General features: G+C 40.3%; 16 protein-coding genes and 4 pseudogenes. 4 read left to right on the forward strand and 16 right to left on the reverse strand.

Translation table 11 applies throughout. The features are described from left to right. Positions 1-35: 35 nt before the first annotated feature. From ASU35_RS07380 to ASU35_RS20700, 8 genes and pseudogenes are all read right to left on the reverse strand, one after another. On the reverse strand, positions 36-1,943 hold the full coding sequence (locus tag ASU35_RS07380) for an endonuclease MutS2 (protein WP_479714985.1): 1,908 nt from the start codon (positions 1,941-1,943) through the stop codon (positions 36-38). Positions 1,944-2,193: 250 nt separating this feature from the next. Then, positions 2,194-3,048, reverse strand: coding sequence for a DUF2225 domain-containing protein (locus ASU35_RS07385; protein WP_058352380.1), 855 nt, complete (start codon positions 3,046-3,048; stop codon positions 2,194-2,196). A gap of 17 nt (positions 3,049-3,065) precedes the next feature. Beyond that, a complete protein-coding gene (locus tag ASU35_RS07390; protein ID WP_242861227.1) occupies positions 3,066-4,772 on the reverse strand; it encodes a glutamine--tRNA ligase/YqeY domain fusion protein in 1,707 nt (568 codons plus the stop codon). A 168-nt stretch (positions 4,773-4,940) separates the two neighbouring features. Beyond that, positions 4,941-5,093, reverse strand: coding sequence for a helix-turn-helix domain-containing protein (locus ASU35_RS18625; RefSeq protein ID WP_083504190.1), 153 nt, complete (start codon positions 5,091-5,093; stop codon positions 4,941-4,943). Further along, a pseudogene (locus tag ASU35_RS20695) lies at positions 5,077-5,151 on the reverse strand (IS200/IS605 family transposase); the annotation flags it as partial. The pseudogene ASU35_RS20695 and the gene ASU35_RS18625, both read right to left, overlap by 17 nt. 537 nt (positions 5,152-5,688) lie before the next feature. After that, the gene (locus tag ASU35_RS19185; RefSeq protein WP_156059375.1) at positions 5,689-5,850 is read right to left on the reverse strand and encodes a hypothetical protein; all 162 of its coding nucleotides are present in this window, start codon (positions 5,848-5,850) and stop codon (positions 5,689-5,691) included. A gap of 89 nt (positions 5,851-5,939) precedes the next feature. After that, positions 5,940-6,107: a hypothetical protein gene (locus tag ASU35_RS19190; protein WP_156059378.1), complete on the reverse strand. Its 168-nt coding sequence runs from the start codon at positions 6,105-6,107 to the stop codon at positions 5,940-5,942. A 272-nt stretch (positions 6,108-6,379) separates the two neighbouring features. Next, on the reverse strand, positions 6,380-6,478 hold the full coding sequence (locus ASU35_RS20700; protein ID WP_423229973.1) for a hypothetical protein: 99 nt from the start codon (positions 6,476-6,478) through the stop codon (positions 6,380-6,382). Between ASU35_RS20700 and ASU35_RS20150 the strand changes: the two genes are divergently transcribed. The 3 genes and pseudogenes from ASU35_RS20150 to ASU35_RS19885 all read left to right on the forward strand — a co-directional run. Next, positions 6,467-6,877: a hypothetical protein gene (locus tag ASU35_RS20150; protein ID WP_058352381.1), complete on the forward strand. Its 411-nt coding sequence runs from the start codon at positions 6,467-6,469 to the stop codon at positions 6,875-6,877. The two genes, ASU35_RS20700 and ASU35_RS20150, sit on opposite strands and share 12 nt — an antisense overlap. A 114-nt stretch (positions 6,878-6,991) precedes the next feature. Next, positions 6,992-7,849: pseudogene (locus tag ASU35_RS07400) on the forward strand (KilA-N domain-containing protein). A 39-nt stretch (positions 7,850-7,888) separates the two neighbouring features. Continuing rightward, positions 7,889-8,092 (forward strand): annotated as a pseudogene (locus tag ASU35_RS19885) (recombinase zinc beta ribbon domain-containing protein); the annotation flags it as partial. Between the two features lie 280 nt (positions 8,093-8,372). On the opposite strand, the gene ASU35_RS07410 reads toward ASU35_RS19885, so the two are convergent. From ASU35_RS07410 to ASU35_RS07440, 8 genes and pseudogenes are all read right to left on the reverse strand, one after another. Further along, positions 8,373-9,065 carry a cell wall hydrolase gene (locus ASU35_RS07410; protein ID WP_058352383.1) on the reverse strand — a complete coding sequence of 231 codons (693 nt, stop codon included), beginning with the start codon at positions 9,063-9,065 and terminating at the stop codon, positions 8,373-8,375. 305 nt (positions 9,066-9,370) lie between these two features. Beyond that, a complete protein-coding gene (hisA, locus tag ASU35_RS07415) occupies positions 9,371-10,183 on the reverse strand; it encodes a phosphoribosylformimino-5-aminoimidazole carboxamide ribotide isomerase (RefSeq protein WP_058352384.1) in 813 nt (270 codons plus the stop codon). Next, complete coding sequence (locus tag ASU35_RS07420) at positions 10,180-10,800, reverse strand: hypothetical protein (protein ID WP_058352385.1); 621 nt, start codon at positions 10,798-10,800, stop codon at positions 10,180-10,182. The genes hisA and ASU35_RS07420 overlap by 4 nt, the downstream gene beginning before the upstream one ends. 12 nt (positions 10,801-10,812) lie before the next feature. Further along, positions 10,813-11,352, reverse strand: a complete 540-nt coding sequence (gene yfcE, locus ASU35_RS07425; RefSeq protein WP_058352386.1) for a phosphodiesterase — start codon at positions 11,350-11,352, stop codon at positions 10,813-10,815. Between the two features lie 12 nt (positions 11,353-11,364). Further along, positions 11,365-12,174, reverse strand: coding sequence for a pyrroline-5-carboxylate reductase (gene proC, locus ASU35_RS07430; RefSeq protein WP_058352387.1), 810 nt, complete (start codon positions 12,172-12,174; stop codon positions 11,365-11,367). A 10-nt stretch (positions 12,175-12,184) separates the two neighbouring features. Beyond that, entirely contained in the window at positions 12,185-13,432 is a 1,248-nt protein-coding gene (locus tag ASU35_RS07435; RefSeq protein ID WP_058352388.1) for a glutamate-5-semialdehyde dehydrogenase, read from the reverse strand. Positions 13,433-13,459: 27 nt separating this feature from the next. Further along, the gene (locus ASU35_RS18640; RefSeq protein ID WP_083504192.1) at positions 13,460-13,558 is read right to left on the reverse strand and encodes a hypothetical protein; all 99 of its coding nucleotides are present in this window, start codon (positions 13,556-13,558) and stop codon (positions 13,460-13,462) included. A 26-nt stretch (positions 13,559-13,584) separates the two neighbouring features. Further along, positions 13,585-13,827 (reverse strand): annotated as a pseudogene (locus ASU35_RS07440) (tRNA pseudouridine(38-40) synthase TruA); the annotation flags it as partial. A 160-nt stretch (positions 13,828-13,987) separates the two neighbouring features. On the opposite strand from ASU35_RS07440, the gene ASU35_RS07445 reads away from it, so the two are divergent. Next, positions 13,988-14,998 carry a nucleoid-associated protein gene (locus ASU35_RS07445; protein WP_058352390.1) on the forward strand — a complete coding sequence of 337 codons (1,011 nt, stop codon included), beginning with the start codon at positions 13,988-13,990 and terminating at the stop codon, positions 14,996-14,998. Positions 14,999-15,239: the final 241 nt, after the last annotated feature.

The following is a 15,239-nucleotide window of genomic DNA, read 5'->3' on the forward strand; positions in this document are numbered from 1 at the left end:
TTATGCTGCTATTTCCTCTTTTTTACTCTTCATCTTTACTCTTCATCATAGCGGATTACCTCTTCTGTATATTTTCTTCCCATATCATGCCGGATTTTCCTGTTTTTCACAGTTTCAAAAATAATAGAGAAGTCATAATCCTCTGGATATAACTCTGCGGCTGCTACATGAAGCTTTACTCTCTTATGGTTAATCCATATTTTTTTATCTGGTAATTGTACTCTCAAAACGCCCTTTTCATTCATCGGTTCACATACAATCCCAATTTTTTTGTCCGGATACACCATAACACTGTCTCCCCGCCTATAGTTTGTGATAAGCTCCGTACTTTTCTTTTGTTTCTTCATTTTGGAAATCTTATGAGTATTCCTTTTTCCTATAATAATATCCTTTTCCTGAAACTGATAATTCTCAACCGCCCCCTCTCCATAGGCTGCTTTTATTGCTGTTTTTAGCATTTCATTTGGCATCCCCAACCTGTCTGCTATATAAAAGGCACAGCTTTCACCGGCTTCGCCAATCACCACTTGGTAGGTTGGCCTTAAGGTTTCTTTATCAAAGTTCATCCTTGCATTTATAATGTCCTTTGCCTTATCCGCATATTCCTTCACCTCCGGATAATGTGTCGTTACAAGAAAAATTGCGCCACTCTTCCGAAGCTCCTCCAGAATTGCTATCGCAATGCCCATGCCCTCTGTCGGGTCTGTTCCAGAGCCAAGTTCATCCATAATTACAAAGCTGTCCTTATTTACTTCCCCCAATACTTCCAGGACATTTTTAATATGTGCAGAAAAGGTAGACAGGTTCTCCGCAATATTCTGTCCATCTCCAATGTCACAAAGATAGGAATTATTCATACAAATATCTGCTTCCTTACAGGTAACATGCAATCCGCATTGTGCCATCATGCAATTAAGCATAACCGTCTTTATCGCCACAGTCTTTCCACCCGTATTAGGGCCCGTTATTATAATTCCACGAACCTTTTCTCCTATTTCAAATTGTAAAGGCACATTTACCGTTTTCTCCATTAATGGATGTCTGGCATCCTTTAATACAAGCCTGCGTTCTGTGTTAATGGATGGTTCTACCGCATCCAAATCAATGCTTAGCTTTCCCTTTGATAATATGAAATCTAATTTTTCAATCATCAAAATGCTTTCATTTAGTACAGCTGCCGATGCTGCAACCATTGCAGTTAATGTATATAAAATACGGTATACCTCATTTTCCTCACGGATCTTAAGCTGCTGCAATTCTTCATAATGCCTTGAAATACTCGTTGGCTCAATAAATAAAGTACTTCCGGTAGCAGACTTGTCAATAACACTTCCTGCTATTTTAAGCTTATACTCCTTCTTCACAGGAACACAAAGCCTTCCATTCCGGTAAGTGCAATAATTGTCTGCCATATAAGCCTTATTGGAACGCATCATCTGTTCCGCTCTCTGCTTCATCTGCTCCTCGCATTTAATCATCTGGCTTCTTATCTGTCCAAGCTCCTTTGATGCATAGTCATCTACCCCATCACCTCGTATTTGCCTGCAAATCTCTTCTCGAAGTTCTTCCCCTGTTTCCAGATTTTCTTCATAGTATGCCAGAGGATTATCATAGAACTTTCCTCTTCCCAGGTAGTCCTTCAGACGCCTGATTGCAACCAAAACCATTTCTACCCGCTCTAGCTGATATGGAGTAAGGCAATCTCCCTTTTGGGCCATTATCAAAATATCCTTTACTTCAGCAACATTCTGCAAAGGCGGGTTCCCCAGTTTTTCAATCAGCTTTCTGCTGTTCGTTGTATCTCTCAGCTGTTTTCTCACTTCTCCTTCTGATAGATAAAAGGATACCTCCTTTATTTTATCCTTTGCCCTTTCTGTAACTGCAAGTTCCATCCACAGTTCTTTTATTTTATCAAATTCTATCTGCTTTTCTATATTCATTATTTCATTCTCCTTTTTTTTAACAGAAAAAAGCATGACCATACACAGCCATGCTTTTTTCATTTCCAGAATTATAGATTCACATAACATTAAGCACAATTGTAAGGCGAAAATGCCAGCAGCTTCTGCCGCCGACAAATGGGCAGACTTCTAGCGTAAAACTAAAAATCACCCCTGCAATATTTACTTTGCAATTTTCTCCATTACAATCACAATTAACATCCAAATTTCTCCTGAAAGCCACTTAATAAAATTATTCTATCTCCTGACAATCCTCCCGTATCAGTTCCTTCAGCTCTCTTGCCTTATTTTTGATACGTTCATTTGCGTCTCTGGCAGTAATTACCTTAGAAATCCAACGAAGAGCTTCATCATACCTGCCACTTCTTCTGGCAAGGTCTGCCACCAGATAGGTGGAGGTCAGCTCATCCATGCCACAGATAGGAAAATTTTCCTTCATAAATGCCTGGGTAAAGCCATCATAGGCATTTAAAATAAGCTCATCTTCTTCTGACTTCAGTTCCTTCATCACCTTATCATAATCAGGTGTTTCTTTTGGAAGAGTCTCTGCCTTTCCACGAAGAATCCAGGCTAGCTTAAGACAGGTATATGCCCGTTCACTAGTCTTTCCCTTTTTAACAATGGTATTTACCAAAGCTAGTTTATGCCTTGCGATTGCATCATCATAGGTATAAGCAGCTCCTGTTTCTTCTAAGCCCTTAAAATTGCCACTGATGTTTTCCTTAATCAGCTTTCTCTGGACAGATGCCAGATAATTAAAGAATCGGTTCAAAGCTGCATAGCCACAATTCGGGCAGACAATAGCATCATATTTCAATGCATCCACCAACTGGTACTTTGGTCTAAGGTCTGTGTCCGCAGACTCCAGCTTTACCTTTCCGGTCCGTACTGTTTTTACTTTAAATTCCTTATCACAGCAAGGGCAGATATAGGATTTCTCAAAAAGGATATCTGCTTCTGTTATCTTTGGCTTTTCTGCCTGCTTTACATCACCGTTTTTTTCAGTCTTTGCCCTTTCATCTTCATAAACATCAATATTTTTTAGCTTTCCTAATCCAAAATTCTCTAATCCTGAGAAGATACCCATTCTCTTTTCCTCCTTATTTATGCTGGTTTATAGGAGCTCTTCTGCGATACAATCCGGTTAAATACTAAATGCTCATCTGTTGCATCCTTCGCATCAACACAGAAATAACCATGGCGAAGGAACTGGAAGCTGTTGTAAGCCTTTGCTCCTGCTACCGATGGCTCAATATAGCATTTTTCCAGTACGGTCAAAGAGTTCGGATTCAAGTTAAGGCTGCCATCCTCATTATAGACTCCCTTTTCTTCATCTACGATATTCTCATACAGACGTACCTCTGCCTCAACTGCTGTTGCTGCATTTACCCAGTGAATTGTACCCTTTACCTTTCTTCCGGTAAAGCCGGAGCCGCTTCTTGTCTCCGGATCATAGGTACAGTGAACCTCTGTCACCTTGCCATTCTCATCTGTTACATAATCCTGACAGGTAACAAAATAAGCATTCATCAGACGCACTTCATTGCCTGGATACAAACGGAAATATTTTCTAGGAGGCTCAATCATAAAATCAGCCCGGTCGATATACAGCTCCCTGCTAAATGGAACCTTCCGCATACCCAGCTCTTCATTTTCCTGATTGTTTGGAACCTCCATATATTCTGTCTGTCCCTCCGGATAATTGGTAATAATCAGCTTAATCGGGTCTAAAACAGCCATCAGACGGTTCTTTTTCAGCTTCAAATCCTCACGGATACAATACTCAAGCATCGCATAATCTACAGAGCTATTACTCTTAGATACACCTACCAGCTCCATAAACATCTTGATGGATTCCGGTGTAAAGCCGCGTCTTCTAAGAGCAGCAATTGATACCAGCCGTGGATCATCCCAGCCATCTACAATACCTTCCTCCACCAGCTTCTTAATATATCTCTTTCCTGTAATAACATTGGTCAGATACAGCTTTGCAAACTCAATCTGCTTCGGCGTCCCTTCGGCATTTTCCTTATAGCCAAGCTCAATCAGTACCCAGTCATATAAAGGACGGTGATCCTCAAATTCCAGTGTACAGATAGAATGGGTAATTCCCTCAATAGCATCCTCAATCGGATGTGCAAAATCATACATAGGATATACACACCACTTGTCACCGGTATTGTGATGATTCATATGTGCCACACGATAAATGACCGGATCACGCATATTAATATTGGGAGATGCCATGTCAATCTTTGCACGAAGCACCTTGCTTCCATCTGCAAACTCCCCATTTTTCATCCGGGTAAATAAATCCAGATTTTCCTCAACAGAACGGTTTCTATATGGGCTGTCCTTACCTGGCTCTGTCAGAGTACCACGATATTCGCGAATCTCCTCTGCTGATAAATCACAGACATAAGCCTTTCCCTTTTTAATCAGCTTAACTGCAGCCTCATACATCTCATCAAAATAATTAGAAGCATAGAAAATCCTATTTTCAAAGACTCCACCAATCCATTCTACATCTGCCTTAATGGAATCCACAAATTCAGTCTTTTCCTTGGTTGGGTTCGTATCATCAAAACGTAAATTAAACTGTCCGTCATACTTCTGTGCCAGTCCTGAATTCAGAAGTATGGACTTAGCATGTCCGATATGAAGATACCCATTTGGTTCTGGAGGGAACCGGGTAATTATCTTTTTGCATCTGCCTTCCTCAAGATCCTTTTCAATAATCTGTTCAATAAAATTTTTTGAGACAACTTCCTTTTCTTCTCCTTGTCCCTTTTCCATCGTGATGTCCTCCATCGTGATGTCCTCCTTAAATCCACTTAGTCTTTTACTATCATACCATATTTTACTTGTTTGTAAAAGGGAAAATTGAACCTCTCATGGCTAAAGCCACAAGATTCTTGGGAACTCCTTTCTACTGAAAAGATATTTCCCCAGCTAACCCGATAGTTCCTACCGTTATTGTTATCCTTTGCACACGGAACATATGAAAAATGTTTCTTTATTCTGTTCATATACTTCAATTCGTTTTGCAAGATATTTATTATATACAAACCTGCAACATCCAAAGGTCTTAGCGATTATTTCTTTTTGCTTCTTAATGTCTATACTTAACACACCAAACTATATGATATTGTATTGAATATACATACCCACGTCCATGAGTAACTTCCATATGTTACCTCATAATTATAATAACATATAATCCGGTGTTTTCAAATATTTTTGTTTAACATATGTGTATCAATTCATGGGAGTGTCGCAAAATAACTAAAATCTAGTATTCGTGGCTCAGCAGTCTGACAGATTCATCTTCAGGAATCAAATAGCCTCTCCTTTATAAATCTGTCCAGATAATATAATGCAAACCACTGGCTTGACTGATTGCCAAGTAAAATGGAATCTGATTCCTTCGTCTTAATGCATATCCGATAAAAATTAACTCCGGCATACTGGATTATTCTCCATAGAATATATCTTCGGGCGTTAAGACCATGCGGGCTGAACAGCGTTTTCGTTGTTGACATTGTTGTTGATATAATCGCCCGGATTAGCGAGCAGCGCATTGTTACTATTATTATCTTTCATCTACTTCCTGGCGATTATTGCAAACATATATCTCATTTGCCATAATAAGTTTTTCTATTATGGTAAGGGAATAATTTTGAAAACGGCTTACCAGTGTAAATCGAAATTTCCCTGTTTATTCAAATCAAATCACCACCTTTGTTAAACAGAAAAAAGCACCAATAAATACATACATCTTATCCATATACATATTTATTGATGCTTTTATCCGTTTCCTTTTATGAACAGTCGAAAAAAAGGCGCAGTCAGAGTGCTGTGCTGTTAAAAGCATTTCATAATCTGACACACCTGTCAACCTCCCGTTAAACATAATTTAGTTAATTATACCAAAAAAATCAGAAAATGTCATCTGTTTTTTCGTGATTAGCAAAGTATCTAATACAACACATCCTGCAAAACACCTTTTTCAAGTCCACTAACTGCAAGTCTGGATAATGCACTATAACCTTCACAAAAAGCAATAAATGCAACTACGATTTCTACTAATACTTCAAATGTAAAGATGTAACATCGTAGGTTTTCCTGCTGTTCCTGCAGGATCATCAGCATTTCTTCCAGTAGCGGAAGCTGTAATTCCAGTCATTGGCTAGTACGGTAATCCGTTTCCACATTTTTTCATTACACCTTCCTACCTTTTGTAAGCTGGCAGCCTGGTCTATCAAAGGAATACTCTCCCCATTTTCATCCAGTGCGTAAGCTTTCTTTTCCTTTGGTGCCCATGTGCATCTTCCTTTTCTGAAATTCGTTCCTCAATCCTTCTTTGTGATTTCGCCATAACTGTTTCCTCCTTCTAAACTGCATATTTCTATGTTGTCTTACGTTGCAACCGCTTCTGATACATCCGTAACTGTAAGCAGGTGCAAAATCTTATCCTCTAAGGTGTCTGTGGTATTTTCTGCAAAATGAACCGTCACCTTAAAAGTGGTATTTCCAATCCTTTTTGTAAAAGTAGACTGGCACTTTTCTGTAATGACAATCCATTTTTTGATTCTGTCGATTGGCTAGAAACAGAAGCGGATTTCGTAGAGAAGAAAAATTTCATACAGGCATTATTGGCAGAAGATGCTGCTATGGAAGAAAGTTTCCCATTTGCAGAAGAAGAAATCCAAGAAGCACCCCCGGAACTTACAGAACGTACACTATTAAAAAGAGACCTTCGCAAAGCTGCGATTGCCCGCATAGAAGACGCTGCAAGAACAGAGGAAGATTTTAGAGAAGTTGTAAAAGCGTGGGTCCGCCATAATCACAGCACGACTATGCAGGAGCGACGATTTATAGAAGGTCATTGCAAGGATTTGTGTTCGGTGATATGATTTATCTGTCATAGAAAGGTATCCTGTTATGATTATAGAGAAACTGCGGACGGCGTACTATATGTATATAAGAGCAGAGCAAAGAAGGACGAGGAATAAGATTGGAGGTACACTATGAAAATAAATGCAAATGGAACAGTGATAGCATATTATACAGATGAAGAAAGTCGCAGTGATTATATAAGTCTGACCGACATCGCACGAAAGAAAAACCCTTTAGAGCCTAAGGTTGTCGTAGCAAACTGGATGCGTTCACGCACCACTATTGAATATTTAGGATTATGGGAGCAATTAAACAATCCTGATTTTAAAGGACTCGAATTCGAGACCTTTAAAAATGAATCCGGCTCAAATGCATTTACATTATCGCCACAGCGATGGATTGAGGCTACCAACGCAATAGGTATTATCTCTAAATCCGGACGTTATGGTGGTACTTTTGCACATTCAGACATCGCATTTGAATTTGCCTCTTGGATTTCACCGGAATTTAAATTATATATCATCAAAGATTATCAGCGACTTAAAAAGGATGAGGCTGAAAAACTTGCTCTTGGTTGGGATTCCAAAAGAGAATTATCCAAAATTAATTACCGCATACATACAGATGCTATAAAAGAATTTTTAATCACACCAGAACTTACACCATAGGAAATGAATTATAAATATGCTTCCGAAGCAGACCTTCTTAATATTGCACTATTTGGTAAAACCGCAAAACAATGGCGTGATGAAACTGGAAACACAAAAGAAAATATGCGTGATTATGCATCTGTCGAACAGCTCATTATCTTAGTAAATATTGAGAGTATGAATGCAGATTTAATCCGTGAGGGCATGCCACAGACAGAACGTCTCAAAAAGCTTCGTAGCGTAGCATATTATCAAATGCAATCGCTTAAAAGTACTAAAGCAATACAAAAGCTTAAAAATAACTTACTGGAAGCACAAAATCCAAAGCTATCAGAGTAATATCCTTTTTTAATTCCCCCGAATCAGGGGGAATTTTGACCATTCTTAAATATCATGAATGAGTGGTATGTCAGAGACACCAGCCGAAAAATTAAGGCTGTGCTTCGTGCAAAAGGGTTAGAGGGTAAGCCTTTGACTTCAAGTCCTTTAACCGGACTTATCTATTGTGCCGACTGTGGAGCAAAGATGTTTAACCATAGAACCAAAGGATACGAGAAAAAGGATAAGAACGACAATCCGACAGGAAAGTTTACCCATGTTACAAAAAGGAATATGCAGAATTAGAGGACTCCCTTGTATCTGCAAATGAACCGTTAGCCACCGGTGAACGCAAGCGACGTAAACGTGCTTGAAATCGCACCTACAATCGTCGCAAGGCTGAAAAAAACGTATAGCGAAAGAAAAAACCGCCCTCGAGGCGACAACAAATGATGCTACAACAGAAAAGTCAGCCATGTTCTTGACATACTTCATAAAAAAGAGTTTACAAAGCAGTCATTGCCTTATAAACCCTTTTGTTTTCTTATTTAAACTGATGATTTCCAATTGTAAGTCTAGCTCCGGATACCTTTCCACTAAAGAATAAAAATCCCTTCATGTTAATATCCTTGCCCTTGTAGGTAACAGTCTTTTCACCGCTTAAGGCTTCCTTTGCTGCTTTGATGCAGGCCTTATCACTTGCAGAAGTAAATTTGCCATTATCGTATCTCTTTAATGCTGATGCCAAGCTTCCATTTCTCGCCGGACCAAACTGATACTTCTGATAAATAACGCTCTTAATACTGTTCGGAAAGCTGGAAGACTCCTCTCTGTTTACTACTACAATACCTACTGCAAGCTTTCCTGCATAAGGTTCACCGCCTGCTTCACAGGAAATCAGACAAGCTAATAATCTAAGCTCTGCTTTTGTATAGCTTTTTTTCTTTTCAGAGGTCTTCTTCTTTGTTATTTCCTCTTTTTCAGGAGCCTCTTCCTTCTCCTCTTCCTTTTCTTCCTCTGCCGCCTCTGTAGTTCCTGTTTTCTCTACTGACTCTGCAATCGCAACTGCCTCTGCAGAATCTCCTAAAGTTTCTTCATTATCTGTCAATTCCTCTTGAGTTGCATCTTCTGTAGCAGGTACGATACTGTCTGTCTCTGCTGCCATAGTACTTATCGCTGGTACACAGGCTACAACAGCCGCTGCTAATAAGCACATGAGTAACTTTCTGAGTTTCATAACAATCTCCTTACTTTTTTACATTTTCGATAAAAAACTGTTAACGAAAGAAATAAGTTGTTAACATTTATGTAACATATTATATCATGACTTTTAAAAATTGCAAGGTTTTTCTCCCAATTTTTTTCTACTGTGTAGTTTCCATTTTTCTCATTCTTCAATTTATCATCTATTTTGCACATATCTTTTTATTTTTTAAATTCAATATAAAGCAAAATGCACAGAAACTGTTTTTTTATTCCATTTCTGTGCATGATAATGTTATAATTTTTTGTAATATTTTCGTAATACTTAATAAGAAAGCTTCAAAGATTAAAAACTATGCCACTACTCCTTGCCTTAACACCATATTTTTCACAAACCTCCGCAAAAGAAAGCCTTCCCCCGAAAAGGTCTAAAGAGCTACCAATCGTAAAATCAATCTTCCCCATGCCAAGCTCTTCAATTTTCTCAATATCCTGCCAGGAATGGATTCCACCAGCATAGGTTACCTTTCTCTTATTCCATCCAGATAGAATTTTAAGAATTCCTTCTTCTACACCTGTAGATTTCCCTTCTACATCAACTGCATGAATTAAAAATTCATCACAAAAAATAGCTAATCTATCCAAAAGCTCCTCTGTCACCTTTTCCTCTGTGAAATGCTGCCACCGGTCCGTTACTACGTAATAATTTCCATCCTCTTTTTTCCGACAACTTAAGTCCAACACCAAACGTTCACTTCCAACCACCCGAGCAAGCTTTTCAAGATTTTCATAGGCTATACGGCCCTTTTGAAAAACATAAGAAGTTACGATTACATGGGAGGCTCCTGCTGCAATAAATTCTGCTGCATTTTCTGCCGTTATACCGCCGCCTATCTGTAACCCTCTAGGAAATTCCTTCAATGCCCTTTTCGCCTGAATGACATCCTCATTATAATAGGAAGAATCCCTTGCATTTAGCAGTATCATATGTCCGCCCAAAAGCCCTTTTTCTTTATATAATGCAGCATAGGAAGCTGCTTCCCTGTCAGAAACAAAGTTCTCCTCTACTTTATCCCTTGCGTCACAAAGGCTGCTTCCTACAATCTGTTTTACCTTTCCATTATGAATATCAATGCAGGGACGAAATTTCATTCTGTATCCTCCTTATTTTCCAAAGTAACTCTTCCCATTTCTATGGATTCCCAAAGCTTTTCATCTACGGTTACTTGATATTCTTCCTTTATCTCATCAAAATCCTCACCATAAACCTCTCCATAAGCCTGCCCGGCATAGGCCTTTTTAAGCCGTTCCTCCAAGGATTCTCTTGTATATCCGGTCAGTTCCTTCTGATACGGACTCATCTCAGCCCAGACCTGTGTTACCGCATTTTTCACCTGAGTATCGTCGATTTCCCAGTCATTTTTTACAGCCTCCTGATAAAGAATTTCATCCTTAATCATCTGCTGCAAAATCACCTTTTTTGCCACCTGGCTTACATACCCCTCATCTCCGGTCTTTATATTCCAAAAGCTTTTTTTAGCAGCTTCCGAATAGCTTTCTGCCTTTTCATTGCTTTCATTTTCCACCAGCATAATGTAATACAGCGAATCACGCAGAGTCACTTTTTCTCCACCTATGGTCAAAAGAGTATCCTCCAAATGATCTTCTACAACAAAACCAGCTTTTCTGGTAAGGTGCATCCGATAAAGGCCAACACAGCATAAAGCAGCAACTAAGATTCCAATTATAATCCCTATTTTTTTCTTCATAGCAATTCCTCCTTATTGGAAAAGTAAAACCTCACCTGTCATAAGCTCTTTAATACAAAAGCTTCCATTTTCATAAACCATATAGCTGTTTTTACTTTCTCCCTTCGGAATTGAAACACTTCCCGGATTTAAAAACAGATAGTCTCCTCTGTCCGCAATTACCGGAATATGGGTATGTCCATGAAGAAGAATCGCATTTTTCCCCAGCGGCGGAAGCTTTTCTTCATTATGTATATGCCCATGAGTAGCAAATACCATTCTGCCGTCCAGATATAAAATCATGTATTCTGCTAATACCGGAAAATCTAAAACCATCTGATCGACCTCTGCCTCACAGTTTCCCCGAACACACAAAAGGCTTTCCTTTCGCTCATTTAAAAGACCAATGACCTCCTTCGGTGCATATTCCTTTGGCAAATCATTTCTTGGTCCATGATATAAAATATCTCCCAGCAAAATCAGCTTTTCTGGCTGCTCCCGGTCAAAAGCCTCCAACATTTTTCTACAGTAGTAGGCTGAGCCATGGATATCTGATGCAATCATTAGCTTCATTGCTTTTCCTCCTTACTTCTCCGACATTTTCTTTGACTTCTCCATGCAGGCACGGGCTCCCTCAATCACAGCCTTGCGAAAGCCCTGTTTTTCAAGCTCTGCTACCGCTTCTATCGTAGTCCCTGCCGGTGAACATACCATATCCTTCAGCTCTCCCGGATGCAGTCCTGTCTCCAGCACCATCTTTGCCGAGCCATACACCGCCTGTGCTGCAAAACGGTAAGCCTGTGTTCTGGTCATACCGCCCATAACAGCAGCATCCGCCAACGCCTCAATAAACATATAAACATAGGCAGGGGAAGAACCACTGACACCAATAACGGCATCCATCAGCTCTTCTCCCACTACCTCACACCTTCCGATGCTGTTAAAAATCTCCTCTGCTAAAGCCACATCCTCCGGACGTGCCAAGCCATTCGGGCTAATAGAAGCCATACCCGCTCCTACCATTGCCGGTGTATTAGGCATTACCCGAATTAACCGCAAACTGCAGTCAAACATCTCTTCCACCGCTTTTATTGTCTGTCCGGCTGCGATGCTGATAACAAGTCCCTCCGGATTTCGTTTCTCCCTTATCTTAGGAATAACCTCAGAAAATACCTTTGGCTTTACTGACAGGAACAAAATATCTGCAAAGGCCGCGGCCTCCCTATTATCTGTTGTCACCTGGATTCCCAATTCTTCTTTTAACGCCACAAGCCTTTCATCATAGTGATCTGCCGCCATAATCTGCTCCGGTGTCACCAGCCCCTTTGCCAATATTCCTCTTATAATGGCTCCTGCCATATTTCCACTTCCAATAAAAGCAATTTTCTTATCCATTTTCCCTCCACTACGGACGAATCTGTCCATTTCCAAAAATAATATATTTTACTGTTGTCAGTGCCTTTAAGCCCATAGGTCCTCTGGCATGAAGCTTCTGGGTGCTGATTCCAATCTCTGCTCCCAGACCAAACTGCTCTCCATCGGTAAACCTGGTAGATGCATTCACATAAACAGCTGCTGCATCTATCTCATTTTGAAACTTAAGAGCATTATCATAGCTTTTTGTAATAATAGCTTCCGAATGTCCTGTATTGCAACGGTTGATATGCTCAATGGCCTCATCAATAGAATCCACGGTTTTCAAAGAAATAACAGCATCCAGATACTCTGTTTTATAGTCCTCCTCAGACGCTTCCTCTATCCTGCTGCAAATGCTTCTCGAAGGCTCATCTCCCCGAATCTCTACACCCTTTTCCAAAAGTCGTTCAGCAATTGCCGGAATTACTTTTTTTGCAATCCCTTTGTGTATCACCAGCGATTCGCAGGCATTGCAGACGCCCATTCTCTGAGTCTTAGCATTATCAATAATGTCTACTGCCATAGCAATATTGGCAGTTTCATCTACATAAATATGACAGTTTCCTGTTCCTGTCTCAATTACCGGTACCGTACTGTTTTCTACAACCGTTTTGATAAGTCCGGCTCCACCCCTCGGTATCAGTACATCAACGTAAGTATTCAGACGCATAAATTCTCGGACAGTCTCCCTGCTGGTGTCCTCAATCAGCTGTACAGAGGTCTCCGGGAGCCCCGCTTCCTTCAATGCCTTCTGTAATACTTTGGTAATCTCCTGATTAGAATAGATTGCATCACTTCCACCTCGCAGGATTACAGCATTCCCAGCCTTAAAACACAGAGCAAAGGCATCTGATGTCACATTCGGGCGGGATTCATAAATAATCCCAACAACCCCCAGGGGCACTCTTTTTTCGCCAATCTGAAGTCCATTTGGCCGAAGCTTCATTGATGTTACCTCACCAACCGGGTCGGGCAAGCCTGCTACCTGCCGAAGTCCATCAGCCATCCCGGCTATCCGCTCCCTGGTAAGCTTCAGCCGGTCTACTAAGGATGGCTTCATACCGTTTTCCTGTGCCCTGACAACATCCTTTTCATTCGCTTTCAGAATACTTTCTGCTTCCCCTTCCAACGCATCTGCTGCACCTAAAAGTCCTCGATTTTTCTCTGTCTGTCCTAGTTGATTTAATATTCTGGCCGCCTGCCTCGCCTGGCATCCCAGCTGTTCTAAATATTCCATATCATTTTCCTCACTTTAGCAAATTTTTTAATCATAAAACACTCTTTCCAAGCACAAGCCCTCTGGCGGCACCAAATATCCAGCTACCTCACGGTTTTTCTGCTCTAAAATATCTTTTATGTCCATGGGCTCTCTATTTCCAAGCCCCACTTCAAATAGATTTGTATATCTTCTACAGCTGTAGTGATATTTGTATAGAAATTTGCTTCCTGTGCTTTCGCATGCACTCCAGCATCTGTCCTTCCTGAACCATGAACCTCTGTCTCTTCGCCGGTCATCCGCTCCAGCACAGCCTCCAGCTTTCCCTGTATCGTGTTTTTTGTATTTCCCTGCTTCTGCCAGCCATCATAGCGGCTTCCATCATAGGCCACCGTTAATCGGATGTTTCGCTTCACTGCCCTGCTCCCTTTCTAAAAAACAAGTTTCTTTGATTATACTTTTTTTACCTGTAAAAGGCAAGGCTTAAAGTTTCTTCCTTGCAGTTTTTCCAAAAACAGATTATAATAAATCTGCTCTGCCTCGGCAGATATCAAGCTTTTACATAAGGAGAACACTATGGAACGCGATGAAATTATTATAAGAAATGGGATTGTACATATTTTGGATTCCTCTGTCGGACTTCCGGCCCTTTCCGATACAGTACTGGAGCTTGGGCCTGACCTTAATGACTTTATCCGTAGTCTTATCTACAAGATTGCTTCTGGTGATGAAGTAAAGCATTGCCGTTTTGATGAAGAGACCTCTCAGGTATATCCTCTTTTAAAGGATTTCAGAGAGGATAATCTAATTGAAATCAGCAAGGAGCTGGCAAAGCAGCTCTATACCATTATGAACCAGAACATTGCCATCCCCGCTGCTGATCTTCTGATTGCGACCTATCAGTACCAGAGCGAGCCTTATCTGGCAATTTTAAAGCTGAACTATAAGGAAACCTTTGTCCATCTGACCGGAGAAACCGAAGGACTAAGCTGCAACGATATTATCAAATACAAGGCGACCCTTCCAGCTATTGGTTCCCGCCTTACCGAAGCAGTTTTAATCAATCTGTCTTCTCTGGAAACTATGCTGGTAGAGAAAAAATATGAGGTTAACGGCGTAAAGACCAATTACCTTTCCGAGCTGTTCTTAGGCTGTAAAACCCGCCTCTCCTCCAAAGCGAAAATGGCTATTGTCACAAAGGCCGTCGATCAGATTAATAAAACCTACTATGAGGATAACTTCGATAAGCAAATGGAAGCAAAAAGTATTATCCAGAATGAACTGGCAGAAGAAGGACATCTTGACATCCCGGCAATTACTGAAAAAATCTATGGTGAAGAACCAGAAATCAAAGAAGCCTTTACTGAAAAGCTGGAGAAATACCATATTGAAAAAGAGCGGGTAAAGCCGCAGAGCCAGTCTACCATCAAAAAGCTGGAAAAACAGTTTTTAACCACCGACTCTGGTATTGAAATTAATATTCCCATGGAGCAGTACAATAATCCACAGAATATTGAGTTTATCACCAACGACGACGGAACTCTATCTGTGTTGATTAAGAATATCAATCATTTATCAGCGAAGTAAATTTTGGTTTGTATGTTTGTTTTGATTTTCAAGGAACGAAAAGAGTGTTGGTATTATAGTTCTTAAGCTAGGACTACGAAGGGCGATAATTCTAGAAAAATGCATATCATTTACTACAAGTGACGAGTACGCGGACATTCGACCTCCTGTCTCAAGTCCGCTCAAAAAACCTCCATGTTTTTTGCCTCTGTAGGCTATGCATTTTTAAGAATTATCAGCCCTTTTCCGTATAGCTTATTCA

Origin of the sequence: Acetivibrio ethanolgignens, assembly GCF_001461035.1 — a bacterium.
GTDB classification, from domain to species: Bacteria; Bacillota; Clostridia; order Lachnospirales; family Lachnospiraceae; genus Velocimicrobium; species Velocimicrobium ethanolgignens.